Origin of the sequence: Chromobacterium aquaticum, from assembly GCF_021129195.1 — a bacterium.
GTDB classification, from domain to species: domain Bacteria; phylum Pseudomonadota; class Gammaproteobacteria; order Burkholderiales; family Chromobacteriaceae; genus Chromobacterium; species Chromobacterium aquaticum.
Genome location: NZ_JAJOHW010000048.1, coordinates 1 through 15599 on the forward strand (window position 1 = coordinate 1; position 15599 = coordinate 15599).

Genomic DNA, 15599 nt, shown 5'->3' on the forward strand with positions numbered 1-15599 from the left:
GCGGCGGCGGCGACTGATCGGTCCTGGCCGGAGGGATCGGCGGGCGCCAGCGCCGCGCGCTGCACGGTCTGGGCATTGGCTATGGTTTCCTGCGGCGTGCTGCCGCGCGCGAGCCGGATGCTGACTTCGCCGCCTATCGCATATTGCTTGCCGTCCGGCCCTTGTTGGTAGCTATAGGTGGCGCCGCCGCCGGCCAGTGCGCCGCCGGCCGCCAAGTGGGCCTGCTCGTGCTGGCGCACATCGCTGTCGCGGGCCTTCAGTTCTTCCACCTGTTTTTGCTGCTGCTCGTCCAATGGCTTGCCGTCGATGCCGCGCGCGGCATTGGGCTTGGCTTGATCCGTCTGCTTCGGCGCGGCATCGGTGTTGTCGGCGCGATTTCCGGACGCAGCCGCCGCCGCCACCGGCGTCGCCGCGCTGGCCAGGCTTTGCTGGCAGGCGGGACACTGGCAGTTGGGGCCATGGGCGGTCTGCAATGCATAGCCGCCATAAGCCCCGTAGCTGGAGATTCCGGAAAGGCTCATGAATTCATGGTTTTAGCTTGATATTCATCAGTTTAGCCGCTATGGAAGGCTTTGGCCAAATCAAAGGCGCTCCCCGGCAGAATGGGCAAAAACTGTTTAAAACGGAGGGATGGGGGCACAATAGGCGGTTTCGGATTTTCTGGGAGCGAAACATGGCGCAGCAAGCGGAGCAGGCGAGTCAGCGTGAACTGGTGATGTCGGTGCTGATGACGCCGGACATGGCCAATTTTTCCGGCAATGTCCATGGTGGAGTGTTGCTGAAGTTGTTGGACCAAGTGGCTTACGCCTGTGCCAGCCGTTACGCCGGCTGCTATGTGGTGACGTTGTCGGTGGATCAGGTGTTGTTCAAGCAGGCCATCCATGTCGGCGAGCTGGTTACTTTCCTGGCCTGCGTCAATCACGTGGGGCGTACTTCGATGGAAGTGGGCATCAAGGTGGTGGCCGAGGACATCCAGAAGCGCACGGTGCGCCACACCAATAGCTGCTATTTCACCATGGTGGCGTTCGAGAACGGCAAGGCAGTGCCGGTGCCGCCGCTGACGCTGGAAACCACGGAGCAGCAACACCGTTTCCGCGACGCGGAAATCCGCAAGAAAATGCGGATGGAAACCGAGCAGCGCATGCGCCAGGCGTCCAGCCAGGACGACGGCGATGCCTGAGGCGGCATTCACCCTATTGCATAGCGATCCCCGCTTTTATCTGTTGGACAAGGCGCCCGGCGTCAGCTTTCACCGCGACGGCGATGAGGCCGGGCTGATGGAAGCCGCGCGCGCCGCCCTGGGCGACGACGCGCTATGGCCGGTACACCGGCTGGACCGCATCACCTCCGGCTTGATCCTGGTGGCGCGCTCGGCGGAAACGGCGGCGCGGCTGGGCGAGGCCTTCGCCGGCCGCGAGATCGAGAAATATTATCTGGCGCTGTCGGACCGCAAGCCGGGAAAGAAACAGGGCAAGGTGGCCGGCGATATGGCCAAGGGCCGCGGCGGCGCCTGGCGCTTGCTGGCCAGCCAGCAGAACCCGGCGGTGACGCAGTTTTTCAGTTATTCGTTGCAGCCGGGCCTGCGTCTGTTCCTGCTGCGGCCGCGCAGCGGCAAAACGCATCAGCTTAGAGTGGCATTGAAGTCGCAATCGGCGCCGATACTGGGCGATGCGCTCTATGGCGGCACGCTGGCGGACCGTGGCTATCTGCATGCCTACGCTCTGCGCTTCGAGCTGGAGGGCGAGCGCTTCAGCTTTGTCTGCGCGCCCAGCCACGGCGAAGCGTTTGTGTCCGAAGTCTGCGGCGCGGCGTTGCGAGGCTTGGGCGAGCCCTGGGATTTGAACTGGCCGGCGGTGTGAGCGGCCTGCTTAGANNGAAAAAGCGGAATGTACAAGTGGTTCATGAGCATTCTGAAGCCGTACTCACCGTGTCACCCGTCCACGACGCGCGGCAGATCGTAAACAGGTTCTTAGGCCGCCAGCGGGGTGGGCGTCGGTGCGGCGTTGTCGAAGCGGACCAGCTCCACGCCGTATTGCGTGCAAAGATCGGCGAAGGCCTGACTGCCGAGGAAGCGGAATTCCTTGTCCCGCGTCGCGGCGATCGGGTCGTCCTTGTCTTGGGCCGGGTGGCCGGGATGGCACATGATCAGTCCGCGGTCCGGTGTGCGGGCCAGCCATTGCTGCATCAGCCCGGCGAAGTCGGCCTGCGGCGTCAGCGAGTACATGCCGCCGAACCAGGGCGTGGTGCAGAAGCCGTGCTCTTGCGCGCTGTCGTCGAAGCCGGTGCTGACGCTGCGCAGCACCAGCGCCTTGAGCCGGTTGTCGCCGGGATGGCCAAGGCGGTCGGGGGCGCGCAGATAGGGCAGCGGCCGGCCTTGCCAGCGCAGCGCGACGGCTTCGAACAGCGCGTCGCGCACTACCGGCAGCGCATGCACATGTTGATGGCCGTCGATGAAGTCCGGTAGTCGGCCGAAATGCTGCTGGAACAGATCGATTTGCATGACAGCTGCGTCGCGCAGCATCGGGCGCGATAGCTGGCGCAGCTGGCTTTTCATCAGCCAGTGCGACAAGGGCCGGGCGTGATCGCCGAAAGGATGGCTCAGGTTGAAATGCAGGCCGACGTCGGCCTTGCCGTCGAAGGCTTTCAGCTCGCCGGCGTGACTGGCCCAGCGTGGCGCCTGGCTCATCACGCTGGTGGCGGACAGGCGGCCAGCGGCCAGCAACTCCAGGATACCGGCGCTGATGGCGTCGGACTGGGCGAAGTCGTCGGCGCAGAGTGTCAATCGTTTTGTCATGGGGGTGTGACCTTGGCAATCGGATAAAGTTTTATATCCGATTGTGCTGGAATCAAGAATGGCCGTGCTGTTTTCGCGGCGGCCGCGCCGGGCCGCGAAACGCCCACAGCTTGCTGAGCGCGAAGGTCAGCACCGCCACCGCCACCAGCACCAGCAGCAGGGCGGCGCGGTAATCCAGCGGCGTGAAGCGCAGCAACAGCGCGTACATTGCCTCGTTGACGAGAAAGCTGAGGCAGGCGACGCCGAAGAAGCGCGGCAGCGCCTGGCGGTGCGGAATGTGAGCGGCGCGGAAGGTCTGCAGGCGATGGCCCCAGTAACTGAGCTGGAAGGCGATCAGGAAGCCCAGCACATTGGCCAGCAGCGGCGCGATGCCCAGCGGCACCAGCACCCAGGCCACCGCGCCGAAATGCAGCAGCATGGCGGACACGCCGACCACGCCGAACCAGAACAGCTCGCGGCTCATTCCGCGTCCTTCGCGCCGGACGCGCCCTGGCGGCCGCTGATGCGGCTGATCAGATAGGTGGGACGCTGTTTGACCTCGTCGAAAATGCGGCCGACGTATTCGCCAAGAATGCCGATGGACAGCAACTGCACGCCACCGAGGAAGCTGATCGCTACCGCCAGCGTCGGCCAGCCGCTGACCGGGTTGCCGAACAGCAAGGTATGCACCAGCTCCCAGCCGGCATAGCCTATGGCGCACAGCGAAATCAGGCAGCCGACCACGGTCCAGATGCGCAGCGGCATATTGGAGAAGGCGGTGAGGCCGGTAATGCCCAGATCCAGCAGCCGGCGGTAGTTGAAGCTGCTCTGCCCGGCGCGGCGCTCGCGGGTCTGGGTCGGCATCGGGCGCTGGGTGAAGCCCACCCAGTGGTACATGCCCTTCATGAAGCGGTTGCGCTCCGGCATCTGGCGCAGCGCTTCCACCACGCAGCGGTCCAGCACGCGGAAGTCCTGGGTGTCGGCCGGCATCTTGTGGCGGCTGCCGCTATTGGCCAGCTGGTAGAAGACGCGGGTGAACAGGCGCTTGGCCAGCGGCTCGTCTTCGCGGCTGCTGCGCACGCTGTAGACCATGTCATAGCCCTTGCGCCACTCTTCTAGGAATACCGGCACCATTTCCGGGGGGTGCTGGAAATCGCTGTCTATCAGCACGGCGATATCGCCACGCACATGGTCGATGCCGGCGGTGAGCGCGATTTCCTTGCCGAAATTGCGCGATAGCTGGATCAGCGTCACCGGCAGATCGGCGCTGTGGCTCAGCACCTGTTCCACGGTGTCGTCGCGGCTGCCGTCGTCGACGACGATCAATTCATGGCGATAACCGGCATCGGCGAGCAGCTGATGCAGGGTTTGCAGCATCGGCACGATGTTGGCGGATTCGTTATAGGCCGGCACGATGCAGCAGACCAGCGGATCGGCCGGGCGCTCTTGCGCGCGCAGGCCTAGCAGGTAGGGGGGAACGAAGGCGTCGCTCATCTCATTTGCTCTCGATCGGCGCAGCCGGCGCGGTGTCGGCCAGCAGCAGCATGGTGTCGCCCATGATGTTGAAGCGGGCGCGCTCGGCAAAGCGGGCGCGGATGTCGGCGGGCAGCCGCTCAAGATCGCCGGCGTCGCTGACGATGAAGCTGCCGGGTTTGCCGGCCAGCCAGGCGCGCAGTTGCTGCGGGTCCAGCGTGGTGCGCGCTCGGCCTTGGGAATAGAACTCGGCGGAGAACTCGCGGCGGCCAGCCCAGTAGACCAGCGCGCTGTCCGCGCTCGGGTCTTGCGCCTGCCAGGTGGCGATCACTTGTTTCTGGGTGCGCAGGTAGCGGTTGCCGTCGTAATGGTTGAAGGCCAGCAGCGCCAGCAGAACCACGCCGCCGATCGAGGCGATCCACGGCAGCACGCTGCTTTTCGCGTCGCCGCCGCGCGAGCGCCGCCACAGTTCGGCGAACAGCAGCGCGCAGCCGGGCAGCATCGGCAGCGAGTAGGGGAAGATGATGTTGCCGGACATGGTGAAGAACAGCAGCGTCATCAGCGTCCATAGGGCCAGATAGAGCAGCCAGCCGTCGTCGTCACGGTAGAGCCGCGGCAGCTTGGCGCCGTGGCGCGCTAGCCAGGCCAGCATGGCGATGGACCAGGGGAAGATAGCGCCCAGCGCGTACAGCCAGATCATGCCGCGCGGGGTGGCGTGGGCGAAGCCGTATTTGTCGCCTTTCCAGCCGGAGTCCAGGAAGCGGCTGACGTGTTCGCCCATGATGAAGTAATCGAGAAAGCCGGGCGTGCGCAGTTCGGCCAGCGCATACCAGGGCGCGGCGATGGCGAACATCAGCAAGGTGCCGCTGATCCACGGCAGCTTGCGCCACAGCGCCAGCCATTGATTGCGCAGCAGCACCCAGAAGAAGATGGGCATGCCCACCAGTACGATGGCCAGCGGGCCTTTGGCCAGTAGGCCCAGGCCCAGGCCCGCGAAGAACACATAGCCCCAGCGGCGGCTGCCGCGCGCCAGCGCGTGCCAGAAGGCGGCCTGGCTCAGCGTCACGCAGAACAGCAAGGCCGGGTCGGTCATCACCGTGCCGGCGGCGCCGAGGAAGAGCAGGCCGCTGGCCAGGATCAGCGCGGCGGCCATGGCGGCGTCGCCGCCGCTGCGGCGGCGCATCAAGTGAGCGCTGAGGCCCAGGGTGGCGATGGCGAGCAGCAGCGAGGGCAGGCGGGCCGCGGTTTCATTGACGCCGAACAGCACCATGCCAGCGGCGGACAGCCAGCTGGACAGCGGCGGCTTGGCCCAGAACGGGATGCCGTAATCGTGCCACAAGGTCACCCAATTGCCGGTTTCCAGCATTTTGCGGGCGATTTCGCCATAGCGCGCCTCGGTGGTGTCGGTGAGCGGAATCGCCCACAGGCCGACGAGACGGAGCAGCAGCAACAGCAGCAAGACGGCGATGCCGCATTGCTGCCAGCGGGGAAGGGTAGCTAGTTTCATTCGGGATGCGGTGCCGTCGGCGCGCGCGGGCGCGGCGGCGAGTATGAGTCGGGAGCCGGAAGCTCCGTATGATAAAGCCTTTTCCCGGTTCTGTGTTGGCGGTGGAATAAGCGAAAAGCCGGCGGAGGCCGGCTTTGGGATCTTGCTTGAGCCCCGGCTTGCGGGGCCGCTTGGTGCTTATTGCAGGCCGTGCATCATTTTCTTCAGCTTGTAGGACAGCGCGAACAGCACCAGCGAGCTTACGCCGGCCATGGCCACGAACAGCATGAAGAAGTCGTGCAGATTGTTGATGGCGTAGCCGAGGAAGTGCGGCACCGGCTTGCTCGGGTCCGGATACAGTTCCGACAGCGTGCCGGCGAACTTGTTGGCGGCGGCGTTGGACAGGAACCAGATGCCCATCATCAGGCCGGTGAAGCGGGCCGGAGACAGTTTCACCACCAGGGACAGACCGATAGGGGACAGGCACAGCTCGCCGAAGGTATGCAGCACATACAGGCTGACCAGCCACAGCATGCTGACCTTGACGCCCGGCTCCAGGCCCTCGACGCCGAAAGCGATCACCAGGTAACCCAGCGCCAGGAAGAACAGACCCAGCGCCATTTTCACCGGCGAGTTCGGCTCGCGGTTGTTCTGGCCCAGCTTGGTCCAGATGATGGCGAAGATGGGCGCGAAGATCACCACCGAGATCGGGTTGACCGACTGGAAGTAGGACGCCGGCACGGTGAAGCCGAGCAGGTTGCGGTTGGTCTGTTCTTCGGCGAAGAAGGTCAGCGAGGCGCCGGCCTGTTCGAAGGCGGACCAGAAGAAGATCACGAAGGCGGACACGATCAGGATCACCGCCAGGCGCTCTTTTTCCACGCGGGTCAGCGGCGCGTGCACCACTTTTTCACCGCTATCGTGGTGACGCTTGGGCGCCATGCCGATGGGCTTGCCTTCCGGGGTCACCAGGTATTTGTTCTTGAACAGGGAGAAGATGACCAGGCTCAGCAGCATGCCGAAGCCGGCGGCCATGAAGCCCCATTTGAAGTCGGCAGGATGGCCGGTGTCGCCGAGGGTGCCGCAGACCAGCGGCGCGATCAGCGAGCCGGCGTTGATGCCCATGTAGAAGATGGTGAAGGCGGAATCGACGCGCTTGTCGCCGGCGGGGTAGAGCTGGCCCACCATCGAGGAAATGTTCGGCTTGAACAGGCCGTTGCCGGCGATCAGCATGCCCAGGCCGCCGTATAGCAGCCAGGCGGCGCTCTGCACATTGCTGTCATGCAGCGAGCCGGAGAAGAACAGCATGAACTGGCCGATGGCCATCAGCACGCCGCCCACCAGGATGGAGCGACGGTTGCCCCAGTAGCGGTCGGCGATGTAGCCGCCGATCAACGGAGTCAGGTAGACCAGGCCGGTATAAGTGCCGTAGATGTCGGCGGCGTGAGCCTTGTCGAACATCAGGGCCTTGATCATGAACAGCACGAAAATGGCGCGCATGCCGTAATAGCTGAAGCGCTCCCACATTTCGGTCACAAAAAGCAGATAGAGCCCCTTGGGATGCGAAGTGGTCGACATAGATTATTTCCTTGTGTGACTTGAGTGACACCACTTGAACGAGCAAGATCGAGTGAGGTGTTGTTGTAGTTTTTACTTGCCTTGGATTTTGTAGGCAATTTTTGATAATAACTAGTAAATGTTTGGATGTGAAAATTTTTTAAGCATAACTGCCATACAATCGTAATTTATAGAGTAAATGCGTCACAAACTATCTTTATTCGTCATATTTATTTGTCAGTAAAATGACATGAGCGCGATGAGGGTTCGCCTCTGGGCTATTGTCGAAAATCCCACCGTTTGAAGGGCTTAAGTGGTTTGGGCAGGACGAGGTGGCGGTAGCCGGGCGGGAAGAAGTCGAGCTTGGGCGCTGAGGCTAAACAGCAACACTGGGCATAGGGTTTCTGTTAACGCCGGCAAAGAAAAAGCCCCGCCTGGATTGGGCGGGGCCGGCATGGGGAGGAGCGGCTCAGTTCGCGCCGACGGTTTCCAGGCGTAGTTGTGGGTGCTCGGCTGCGCCGGCGCCCAGTACTTGAGTCTGGCTCCGGCTGTTGTAGCGCAGTTCGCCGTTGACGAAGATCTGGCCCTCTATCACATAGCGGCCGTCGTTCTTGATCGCCTGCTTGTCATAACACAGCGAAAAATCCGCAGGGATGCGGCGCGGCTTTTCCAAGATCTGCTCGGCCAGCAGCTGTGGCGGCGCGTCCTGGCGGCTCTGGTCCAGCAGGCGCACTTTGACCAGCACGTCCTTGGTCTGGGACAGCGCGGCCTCCTGCTGCGGCGCGATGGTGCCGTTCAAATAGGCCGGCACGAAACCGCCGGCCTGTGCGGCGCTCAGTGCGAGGCCCAGCGCCAGCGTGGCGAGGGCGTGGTTCAGGAGTCGCTTCATCAGTCCGCCGGCTCCAGATTGGGATGGCCAAGCGACACGGTCTGGCCTTCGGCCGGCTTCCATTCGCCCTGCAGCCGCCATTGCTTGGCTTGGTCTTCCAGCAGGATATACCAGTGGTTGGCTTGGACCGGCACCGCCGGCAGCGTGGCCTGGTAGAGATTGGGGCCGGCCTGGCGCATTTCCACCTGCTGATCGAAATCATCCTGGGCCGGGTGCACCATGCGCATGCTGATCACCGCCGGCAACGGCACCTTGCTGGTGGTGATCAAGCGCAGCGTGCGCTGGTCCGAGCCCACCATCAGCTGCGCGCTCAGGCCCATGTTGAAGGCCTGCTTGTCGCGGCGCAGCTCCATATTGATGGCCTTGCCCTTCTTGTAGTAGTCGTCGGTGACCAGGCCGTCATCGGTGCGGATCGCGGTGGCGAGGAACATCACGCCGACGATGACGGAAATCAGCGGCAGGCCGAACAGAATCCAGGGCCAGGGTTCGCGGTACCAGGGACGCGGAGCGGGGTGGGTGTGCTGCATGCATTACTCTCCGATGAAGCTGGACTTCTCTTCCACTTGCAGGGAAGGGTTGTTGATGGAGTCGATCAGGAAGCGGATCTCGTGGCTGCCCTTGGTCGCGTATTGCGGATCGGCCTGCACATGGACGGTGACATCGGTGTTGCCGGTGGCGGCCACCGCGATATCGCCGCGATCCGCCTGCACTTTCAGGCCGGGCAGACCCGTTGCTGTGATCCTGAAATGCTGCTTCTGTTCCGTTGTATTGATAATTTTAATGATATAAGTGTTTTCCAGCCAGCCGGCGTCGGTTTCTCGCACCAGCGAGGCGCGGTCGCGCAGCACATCCACCTTGAATGGCTTGCGCATCAGCATGGAGCCGATGGCGGTGGCGATCACGATGGCCAGCACCAGAGTGTACAGTATCACGCGCGGGCGCTTGAGCCGGGAAACAATGGCTTTCTCCGGGTATTTGCCTTCCAGCGCATTTTCCGTGGTGTAGCGGATCAGCCCGCGCGGATAAGCCATCTTGTCCATCACTTCGTCGCAGGCGTCGATACAGGCGGCGCAGCCTATGCACTCGTATTGCAGGCCGTTGCGGATGTCTATGCCTACCGGGCAGACTTGCACGCAGATGCTGCAGTTGATGCAGGAGCCCAGGCCCTGTTCCTTCGGGTCGCTGCCTTTCTTGCGCGCGCCGCGCGGTTCGCCGCGCTTTTCATCGTAGGAGATGATCAGAGTGTCGGCGTCGAACATCACGCTCTGGAAGCGCGCGTACGGGCACATGTATTTGCAGACCTGTTCGCGCATGAAGTTGGCCAGCAGATAGGTGAAGCCGGCGTAGAAGAACATCCAGAATGCTTCCCACGGTCCATAGTCGAAGCGCGGCGCGGCGGCGACCAGGTCGCGGATCGGGGTGAAGTAGCCGACCAGGGTGAAGCCGGTCCACAGCGAGAACACGATCATCAGCGCGTGCTTGGTGAATTTGATGCGGAATTTGCGCAAGCTCATCGGCGACTTGTCCAGCTTGATGCGCTTGTTGCGGTCGCCTTCCACCCATTGTTCTATCCACAGCATGATTTCGGTGTAGACCGTCTGCGGACAGGAGTAGCCGCACCACAGCCGGCCGGCGATGGTGGTCCAGGTGAACAGGCCGAAAGCGCAGCACATCAGCAGCGCGGCCAGGTAGACGAAGTCCTGCGGCCAGATGGTGAGGCCGAACAGGTGGAATTTACGCTCGATCAGGTCGAAGTGCAGCGCCTGGCGCCCGTTCCAGCTCAGCCAGGGCAGGCCGAGGAAGACCAGTTGGGTGCCGATGACGAACAGCACGCGCAGATTGTTGAACAGGCCTTTGGCCGCGCGCGGGTAAATCTTGGTATGCGATTCGTACAGAGAAACGGTCTCGCTATCGTCGGGCTGCTGGCCTTTAGGACGCGGCGGTTCCACCTTGATCGGGATTTCCTTGAGCGAATCGGACATGGGCGTTTCCTTCTCTGCGGATTTGACCAAGGCCATGGATGGCATGGACTTGGCGAAATGCGCGGCTGCGACAGTGGGCGAGATGTTATATGAAATTATATAACATCCGGGTGAAAGAATACTGCCCGCGTGAGCGGGCAGTATGTCGGTTCAGGCTTATTGCGGCGCCTTGGGGTTGTTGGACAAGCCCCAGACGTAAGCGGTCAGCAGATGCACCTTGCCTTCGCCCAGGAAGTCCTTCCAGGCCGGCATTTGGTTGTTGCGGCCGTTGGTGATGGTCTCGATGATGGTCTTCTCGCTACCGCCGTACAGCCAGTTGTTGTCGGTCAGATTGGGCGCGCCAAGCTGCTGGTTGCCCTTGCCGTCCGGACCGTGACAGGCGACGCAGACCGTGGCGAAGGTTTCCTTGCCGCGGGCGGCGCGCTCGGCGTCATGCTTGCGCTTGGACAGCGACAGCACGTAGTTGGCTACATCCTTGACCTTTTCCTCGCCGAAGGCGGCGCCCCAGGCCGGCATCTGACCGTGACGGCCTTCGGAGATAGTGGTGTGGATGTCCTTCACCTCGCCGCCCCACAGCCACTTGCTATCGGTCAGGTTGGGGAAGCCCTTGGCGCCGCGGGCGTCAGAGCCGTGGCACTGCACGCAGTAGGTCTGGAACAGGCGCTTGCCCATTTCCTGAGCCTTGGGGTCGGCGGCCACGGCCTTGACGTCCTGTTTCAGGAACTGGTCGTACAGCGGCTGATACTTGGCCTCCGCCTGCGCGCGCTCTTTCTTGTACTGGTCCACCGAGGTCCAGTTGAACACGCCTTTCCAGGTGCCGAGGCCCGGGTACAGGATCAGGTAGACCACGGCGAAAGCCAGGGTCACGTAGAACATCAGCATCCACCAGCGCGGCAGCGGATGGTTGTACTCGGAGAGGTCGCCGTCCCACACGTGGCCGGTGATCTCAACCTGTTCGCCCTTTTGCACCTTGATCTTGGATTGCGAGAAGACCAGATAGGTCAGCCAGATCAGGCCGCCCAGCACGATCACGGTAATCCAGATATTCCAGAATTCGCTCACGAAATCACTCATTTTCTTGCTCCGTTGGAAGCTTGATCTTGTTCTGCTTCCTGCACCTTGTCGTCGTCGAGGAAGGGCAGGTTGGCCGCGTCCTCATACCGGTTCTTGGAGCGCTTGCTGTAGGCGATGCCCAGCACCACGATGAAGAATGCAAAGCACACTACCGTGAACAGCGAGCGTCCGATGGTTACCCAGTCCATGGCTTAACGAACGTTTTTCAAGGCAAGGCCCAGGCCTTGCAGGTAAGCGACCAGCACGTCCATTTCCGACTTGCCTTCCACCTGGGCCTTGGCTTCGGTGATGTCTTTGTCGGTGTAGGGGACGCCAACCAAACGCAGAGCCTTCATCTTGGTCGGTACGCTGTCGGCGTCGGCCAGATTCTTGGCCAGCCACGGGAAGGCCGGCATATTCGACTCGGGAACCACGTCGCGCGGGTTGACCAGGTGCACGCGGTGCCATTCGTCGGAATAGCGGCCGCCCACGCGGGCGAGGTCGGGACCGGTGCGCTTGGAGCCCCACAGGAAGGGGTGGTCGTACACCGATTCGCCGGCCACCGAGTAGTGGCCATAGCGTTCGGTCTCGGCGCGGAACGGACGGATCATCTGGGTGTGGCAGGTGTGGCAGCCTTCGCGGATGTAGATGTCGCGGCCGGCCAGCTGCACGGCGGTGTAGGGCTTGACGCCGGCCACCGGCTGCGTGGTCGATTTCTGGAAGGCCAGCGGCAGGATTTCCACCAGGCCGGCGACGCTGACGACCAGCAGGGTGAACACGATCAGATAACCAACGTGCTCTTCGATCAGTTTTTGAATCTTATCCATGATGATTCCTTGCGCCTCAGTGAGCGTGGGCGGTGATGGCCGGGATCTTGGCGTCTACGGCACGGCCCGCGGTTACGGTGCGGAAGGTGTTGTAGGCCATCAGGAACATGCCGAGCAGGTACAGGAAGCCGCCGATCAGACGCACGAAGTGGTACGGATAGGTTGCCTTGACCGCTTCAACGAAGGCGTAGGTCAGGGTGCCGTCCGGGTTCAGCGCGCGCCACATCAGGCCCTGGGTCACGCCGGAGATCCACAGCGCGGCGATGTACAGCACCACGCCGACGGTGGCGAGCCAGAAGTGGGCTTCAACCAGTTTCAGGCTGAACATGGATTCGCGGCCGAACAGGCGCGGGATCAGGTAGTACAGGGAACCGATGGTGATGAAGCCAACCCAGCCCAGCGCGCCGGAGTGCACGTGGCCGATGGTCCAGTCGGTGTAGTGGGACAAGGCGTTGACGGTCTTGATCGACATCATCGGGCCTTCGAAGGTGGACATGCCGTAGAAGGACAGCGATACCACCAGGAACTTCAGCACCGGGTCGGTGCGCAGCTTATGCCAGGCGCCGGACAGGGTCATGATGCCGTTGATCATGCCGCCCCAGCTCGGAGCCAGCAGCACCAGGGAGAACACCATGCCGACAGATTGAGTCCAGTCCGGCAGGCTGGTGTAGTGCAGGTGGTGAGGACCCGCCCACATATAGGTGAAGATCAGCGCCCAGAAGTGCACCACGGACAGGCGATAGGAGTAAACCGGACGGCCGGCCTGTTTCGGGATGAAGTAGTACATCATGCCCAGGAAGGCGGCGGTCAGGAAGAAGCCCACGGCGTTATGGCCGTACCACCATTGCACCATGGCATCCACGGCACCGGAGTAGGCGGAGTAGGATTTCCACAGCGATACCGGCACGAAGGCGGAGTTGACGATGTGCAGCAGGGCCACGGCCAGGATGAAGGCGCCGTAGAACCAGTTGGCCACGTAGATGTGCTTGACCTTGCGGATGGCGATGGTGCCGAAGAAAACGATGGCGTAAACAACCCAGACCACTGCGATCAGCACTTTGATCGGCCATTCCAGTTCGGCGTATTCCTTGCTGGTGGTCAGGCCCAGCGGCAGGGTGATGGCCGCCAGCACGATCACCAGCTGCCAGGCCCAGAAGGTGAAGGCGGCGAGCTTGTCGGAGATCAGCCGGACATTACAGGTGCGTTGCACCACATAATAGGAGGTGGCGAACAGGCCGCAACCGCCAAAGGCGAAGATGACCGCGTTGGTGTGCAGCGGACGCAGGCGGCCGAAGTGGAACCAGGGCCCGAAGTTCAATTCGGGCCATACCAGTTGGGCCGCAATGATGACGCCCACCAACATGCCGACAATGCCCCACACGACGGTCATGATGGCAAATTGGCGCACCACCTTATAGTTATAAGTGGATTGCGTTTCCATTTAGGGTTTTCTCCAAGGTTGCTAACTCAGAACGTGACATATCTATCCATCGACGGCTTGAAAGTCCGGGCGACTGTCCCAATCTGTACTGATGTGACTGTGTCCAGGCGAAGCCGCAGGGAAAACGACTTTTTTAAAATCAAGCGCTTGACCCGTATCGCAGCGGTTCCGATGTCTGTATTAGCAGTTCATCCCGCATTGCGATAGCGCAATTTCCCCATTTAGTTAACCCGGCATTCTAAATCAATTACCCATATCGGGCCAGTTTGGAAGCCTGGGGAGGTCGCTTTCCCTATTTGTCTTTTTTATGTCTCAAGCGAGCGCAACAGTTCTTGCAAATACTGTTGCTACTGGCGAGATTGTATTGTCTATCGGGCTTGCCTTCTTGACCTGGATCAAAATGTCATAAAACGCGGCGTATCCGCGCAGGAAGTGCTAAAATCAGAAGGTTTTGCAACGATTACAGGCAAATCTGCTCATGACCGTTCCCGTTCGCTACACAATACTCCCTTGCGACCCGGCGGCGCATCTTTTCGAGGTCGCCGTCATCGTGTCCCGGCCCGCCAAGAAGGGCCAGCAGTTCGTGCTGCCGGCGTGGATTCCCGGCAGTTACATGATTCGGGAGTTCTCCAAGCATATTGTTGAAATCCGCGCGGAATCCGGCGGGAAAACGGTGGAACTGGTCCAGCTGACAAAAAACAGCTGGCAAGCCGCGCCGGTCAAGGGCGCGCTGACTTTGCGCTACAAGGTTTATGCATTTGATCTGTCGGTTCGCGGCGCCTATCTGGACGAACAACGCGGCTTCTATAACGGCACCAGCGTGTTCCTGGCGGTGGAAGGCTATGAGAGCGACCCCTGCTCTGTGCAGATACTGCCGCCGGAAGGCAAGGCCTATGCCGGCTGGAAGGTGGCGACCAGCCTGCCTGCGCGCGGCGCCGACAAGAAAACCGGCTTTGGCGGCTACCAGGCCGCCTGTTACGACGAGTTGATCGACCACCCGGTGGAACTGGGCGAGTTCGAAAGCGTCAGCTTCAAAGCCTGCGGCGTGCCGCATGAGTTCGTCGTCTCCGGCCGCTTCCGCGCCGATCTCAAGCGCCTGGCGCGCGACGCCAAGAAAATCTGCGAATACCAGATCAAGCTGTTCGGCGAACCGGCGCCGTTCGAGCGCTACGTGTTCATGCTCTTCGTCGGCAAGGACATCTACGGCGGGCTGGAGCACCGCGCGTCCACCGCGCTGGTGGCCAACCGCGACGATCTGCCGCAACAGGGCGTCGAGGACATCGGCGACGGTTATCTGAAACTGCTGGGCCTGATCAGCCACGAATACTTCCACAGCTGGAACGTCAAGCGGATGAAGCCGGCGGCGTTCACCCCCTATGATCTGAACCAGGAAGGCTATACCCGCTTGCTGTGGGCCTTCGAGGGCATTACCTCCTATTACGACGACTTGAGCCTGGTGCGCTGTGGTCTGATCGACGAGAAGCGCTACCTGGGCCTGCTGGCGGAAACCGTCAGCGGAGTCGAGCGCGGCGCGGGCCGTCTGAAGCAGACACTGGAGCAGTCCAGCTTCGAAGCCTGGACCAAGTACTACCGGCAGGACGAAAACAGTCCCAACAGCATCGTCAGCTATTACACCAAGGGCGCGCTGGCCGCGCTGGCGCTGGACCTGACCATCCGTCGCGACAGCCAGGGCCGCCAGTCGCTGGACGATGTGATGCGCGCGCTGTGGCGCAAATGGCTGGACGACGGCAAGGGCCTGGCCGAGGACGAGTGGGAAAGCCAGGCGCAAGCCGCCACCGGACTGGATCTCACGGCCTTCTTCGACCATGCGCTGCGCAGCGTCAAGCCGCTGCCGCTGGCCGAGCTGCTGGCAACCCAGGGCGTGGAGCTGCGCTTCGAGCCGGCGGCCAATGCCGGCGACCGCGGCGGCCTGGCGCTGAGCGGCAAGCCGGCACCCGCCAGCCTGGGCGTCAAGGCGGTGGCCGAGGCCCCGGGCGTGCTCGTGCTCAATGTCTACGATGGCGGCGCGGCGCAACGCGCCGGCGTGTCCGGCGTCGCTGTGATCGTGGCCATAGACAAGCTCAAGGCGGTGGATCTGGACAAGGCGCTGGCGCGCTATCA

General features: G+C 62.2%; 16 protein-coding genes. 3 read left to right on the forward strand and 13 right to left on the reverse strand.

The features are described from left to right. A partial coding sequence (locus LQT98_RS08310; protein WP_231461898.1) for a putative metalloprotease CJM1_0395 family protein occupies positions 1-521 on the reverse strand: 521 nt, incomplete at its 3' end. A gap of 152 nt (positions 522-673) precedes the next feature. On the opposite strand from LQT98_RS08310, the gene LQT98_RS08315 reads away from it, so the two are divergent. After that, positions 674-1180, forward strand: coding sequence for an acyl-CoA thioesterase (locus LQT98_RS08315; protein WP_231461899.1), 507 nt, complete (start codon positions 674-676; stop codon positions 1178-1180). Next, positions 1173-1859, forward strand: a complete 687-nt coding sequence (locus LQT98_RS08320) for a TIGR01621 family pseudouridine synthase (RefSeq protein WP_231461900.1) — start codon at positions 1173-1175, stop codon at positions 1857-1859. The genes LQT98_RS08315 and LQT98_RS08320 overlap by 8 nt, the downstream gene beginning before the upstream one ends. A gap of 110 nt (positions 1860-1969) precedes the next feature. On the opposite strand, the gene LQT98_RS08325 is transcribed toward LQT98_RS08320, so the two are convergent. The 12 genes from LQT98_RS08325 to ccoN form a co-directional block, all read right to left on the reverse strand. Further along, complete coding sequence (locus LQT98_RS08325; protein ID WP_231461901.1) at positions 1970-2794, reverse strand: ChbG/HpnK family deacetylase; 825 nt, start codon at positions 2792-2794, stop codon at positions 1970-1972. Between the two features lie 52 nt (positions 2795-2846). Next, positions 2847-3257, reverse strand: coding sequence for a GtrA family protein (locus LQT98_RS08330; protein ID WP_048410966.1), 411 nt, complete (start codon positions 3255-3257; stop codon positions 2847-2849). Continuing rightward, complete coding sequence (locus tag LQT98_RS08335; protein WP_048410965.1) at positions 3254-4267, reverse strand: glycosyltransferase family 2 protein; 1014 nt, start codon at positions 4265-4267, stop codon at positions 3254-3256. Before LQT98_RS08335 ends, LQT98_RS08330 begins: the two co-directional genes overlap by 4 nt. Position 4268: 1 nt before the next feature. Then, positions 4269-5753 (reverse strand): ArnT family glycosyltransferase, encoded by a 1485-nt coding sequence (locus tag LQT98_RS08340; protein WP_231461902.1) that lies wholly within the window; start codon positions 5751-5753, stop codon positions 4269-4271. A gap of 177 nt (positions 5754-5930) precedes the next feature. Further along, positions 5931-7307, reverse strand: a complete 1377-nt coding sequence (locus tag LQT98_RS08345; protein ID WP_231461904.1) for a peptide MFS transporter — start codon at positions 7305-7307, stop codon at positions 5931-5933. 448 nt (positions 7308-7755) lie between these two features. Then, positions 7756-8175, reverse strand: a complete 420-nt coding sequence (locus tag LQT98_RS08350) for a YbaY family lipoprotein (protein ID WP_231461905.1) — start codon at positions 8173-8175, stop codon at positions 7756-7758. After that, positions 8175-8702 (reverse strand): FixH family protein, encoded by a 528-nt coding sequence (locus LQT98_RS08355; protein WP_048410961.1) that lies wholly within the window; start codon positions 8700-8702, stop codon positions 8175-8177. Before LQT98_RS08355 ends, LQT98_RS08350 begins: the two co-directional genes overlap by 1 nt. A gap of 3 nt (positions 8703-8705) precedes the next feature. Continuing rightward, the gene (gene ccoG / locus LQT98_RS08360) at positions 8706-10157 is read right to left on the reverse strand and encodes a cytochrome c oxidase accessory protein CcoG (RefSeq protein WP_231461906.1); all 1452 of its coding nucleotides are present in this window, start codon (positions 10155-10157) and stop codon (positions 8706-8708) included. A 156-nt stretch (positions 10158-10313) separates the two neighbouring features. Next, complete coding sequence (gene ccoP, locus LQT98_RS08365; RefSeq protein WP_048410959.1) at positions 10314-11231, reverse strand: cytochrome-c oxidase, cbb3-type subunit III; 918 nt, start codon at positions 11229-11231, stop codon at positions 10314-10316. Further along, the gene (locus LQT98_RS08370) at positions 11228-11419 is read right to left on the reverse strand and encodes a cbb3-type cytochrome oxidase subunit 3 (protein WP_048410958.1); all 192 of its coding nucleotides are present in this window, start codon (positions 11417-11419) and stop codon (positions 11228-11230) included. The genes ccoP and LQT98_RS08370 overlap by 4 nt, the downstream gene beginning before the upstream one ends. A 3-nt stretch (positions 11420-11422) precedes the next feature. Beyond that, entirely contained in the window at positions 11423-12037 is a 615-nt protein-coding gene (gene ccoO, locus LQT98_RS08375) for a cytochrome-c oxidase, cbb3-type subunit II (protein WP_043632373.1), read from the reverse strand. A gap of 16 nt (positions 12038-12053) precedes the next feature. Then, positions 12054-13478, reverse strand: a complete 1425-nt coding sequence (gene ccoN, locus LQT98_RS08380) for a cytochrome-c oxidase, cbb3-type subunit I (protein WP_048410957.1) — start codon at positions 13476-13478, stop codon at positions 12054-12056. A gap of 478 nt (positions 13479-13956) precedes the next feature. On the opposite strand from ccoN, the gene LQT98_RS08385 reads away from it, so the two are divergent. Further along, positions 13957-15599 (forward strand): M61 family metallopeptidase (locus tag LQT98_RS08385; protein WP_231461907.1); only part of this gene is annotated, 1643 nt, incomplete at its 3' end.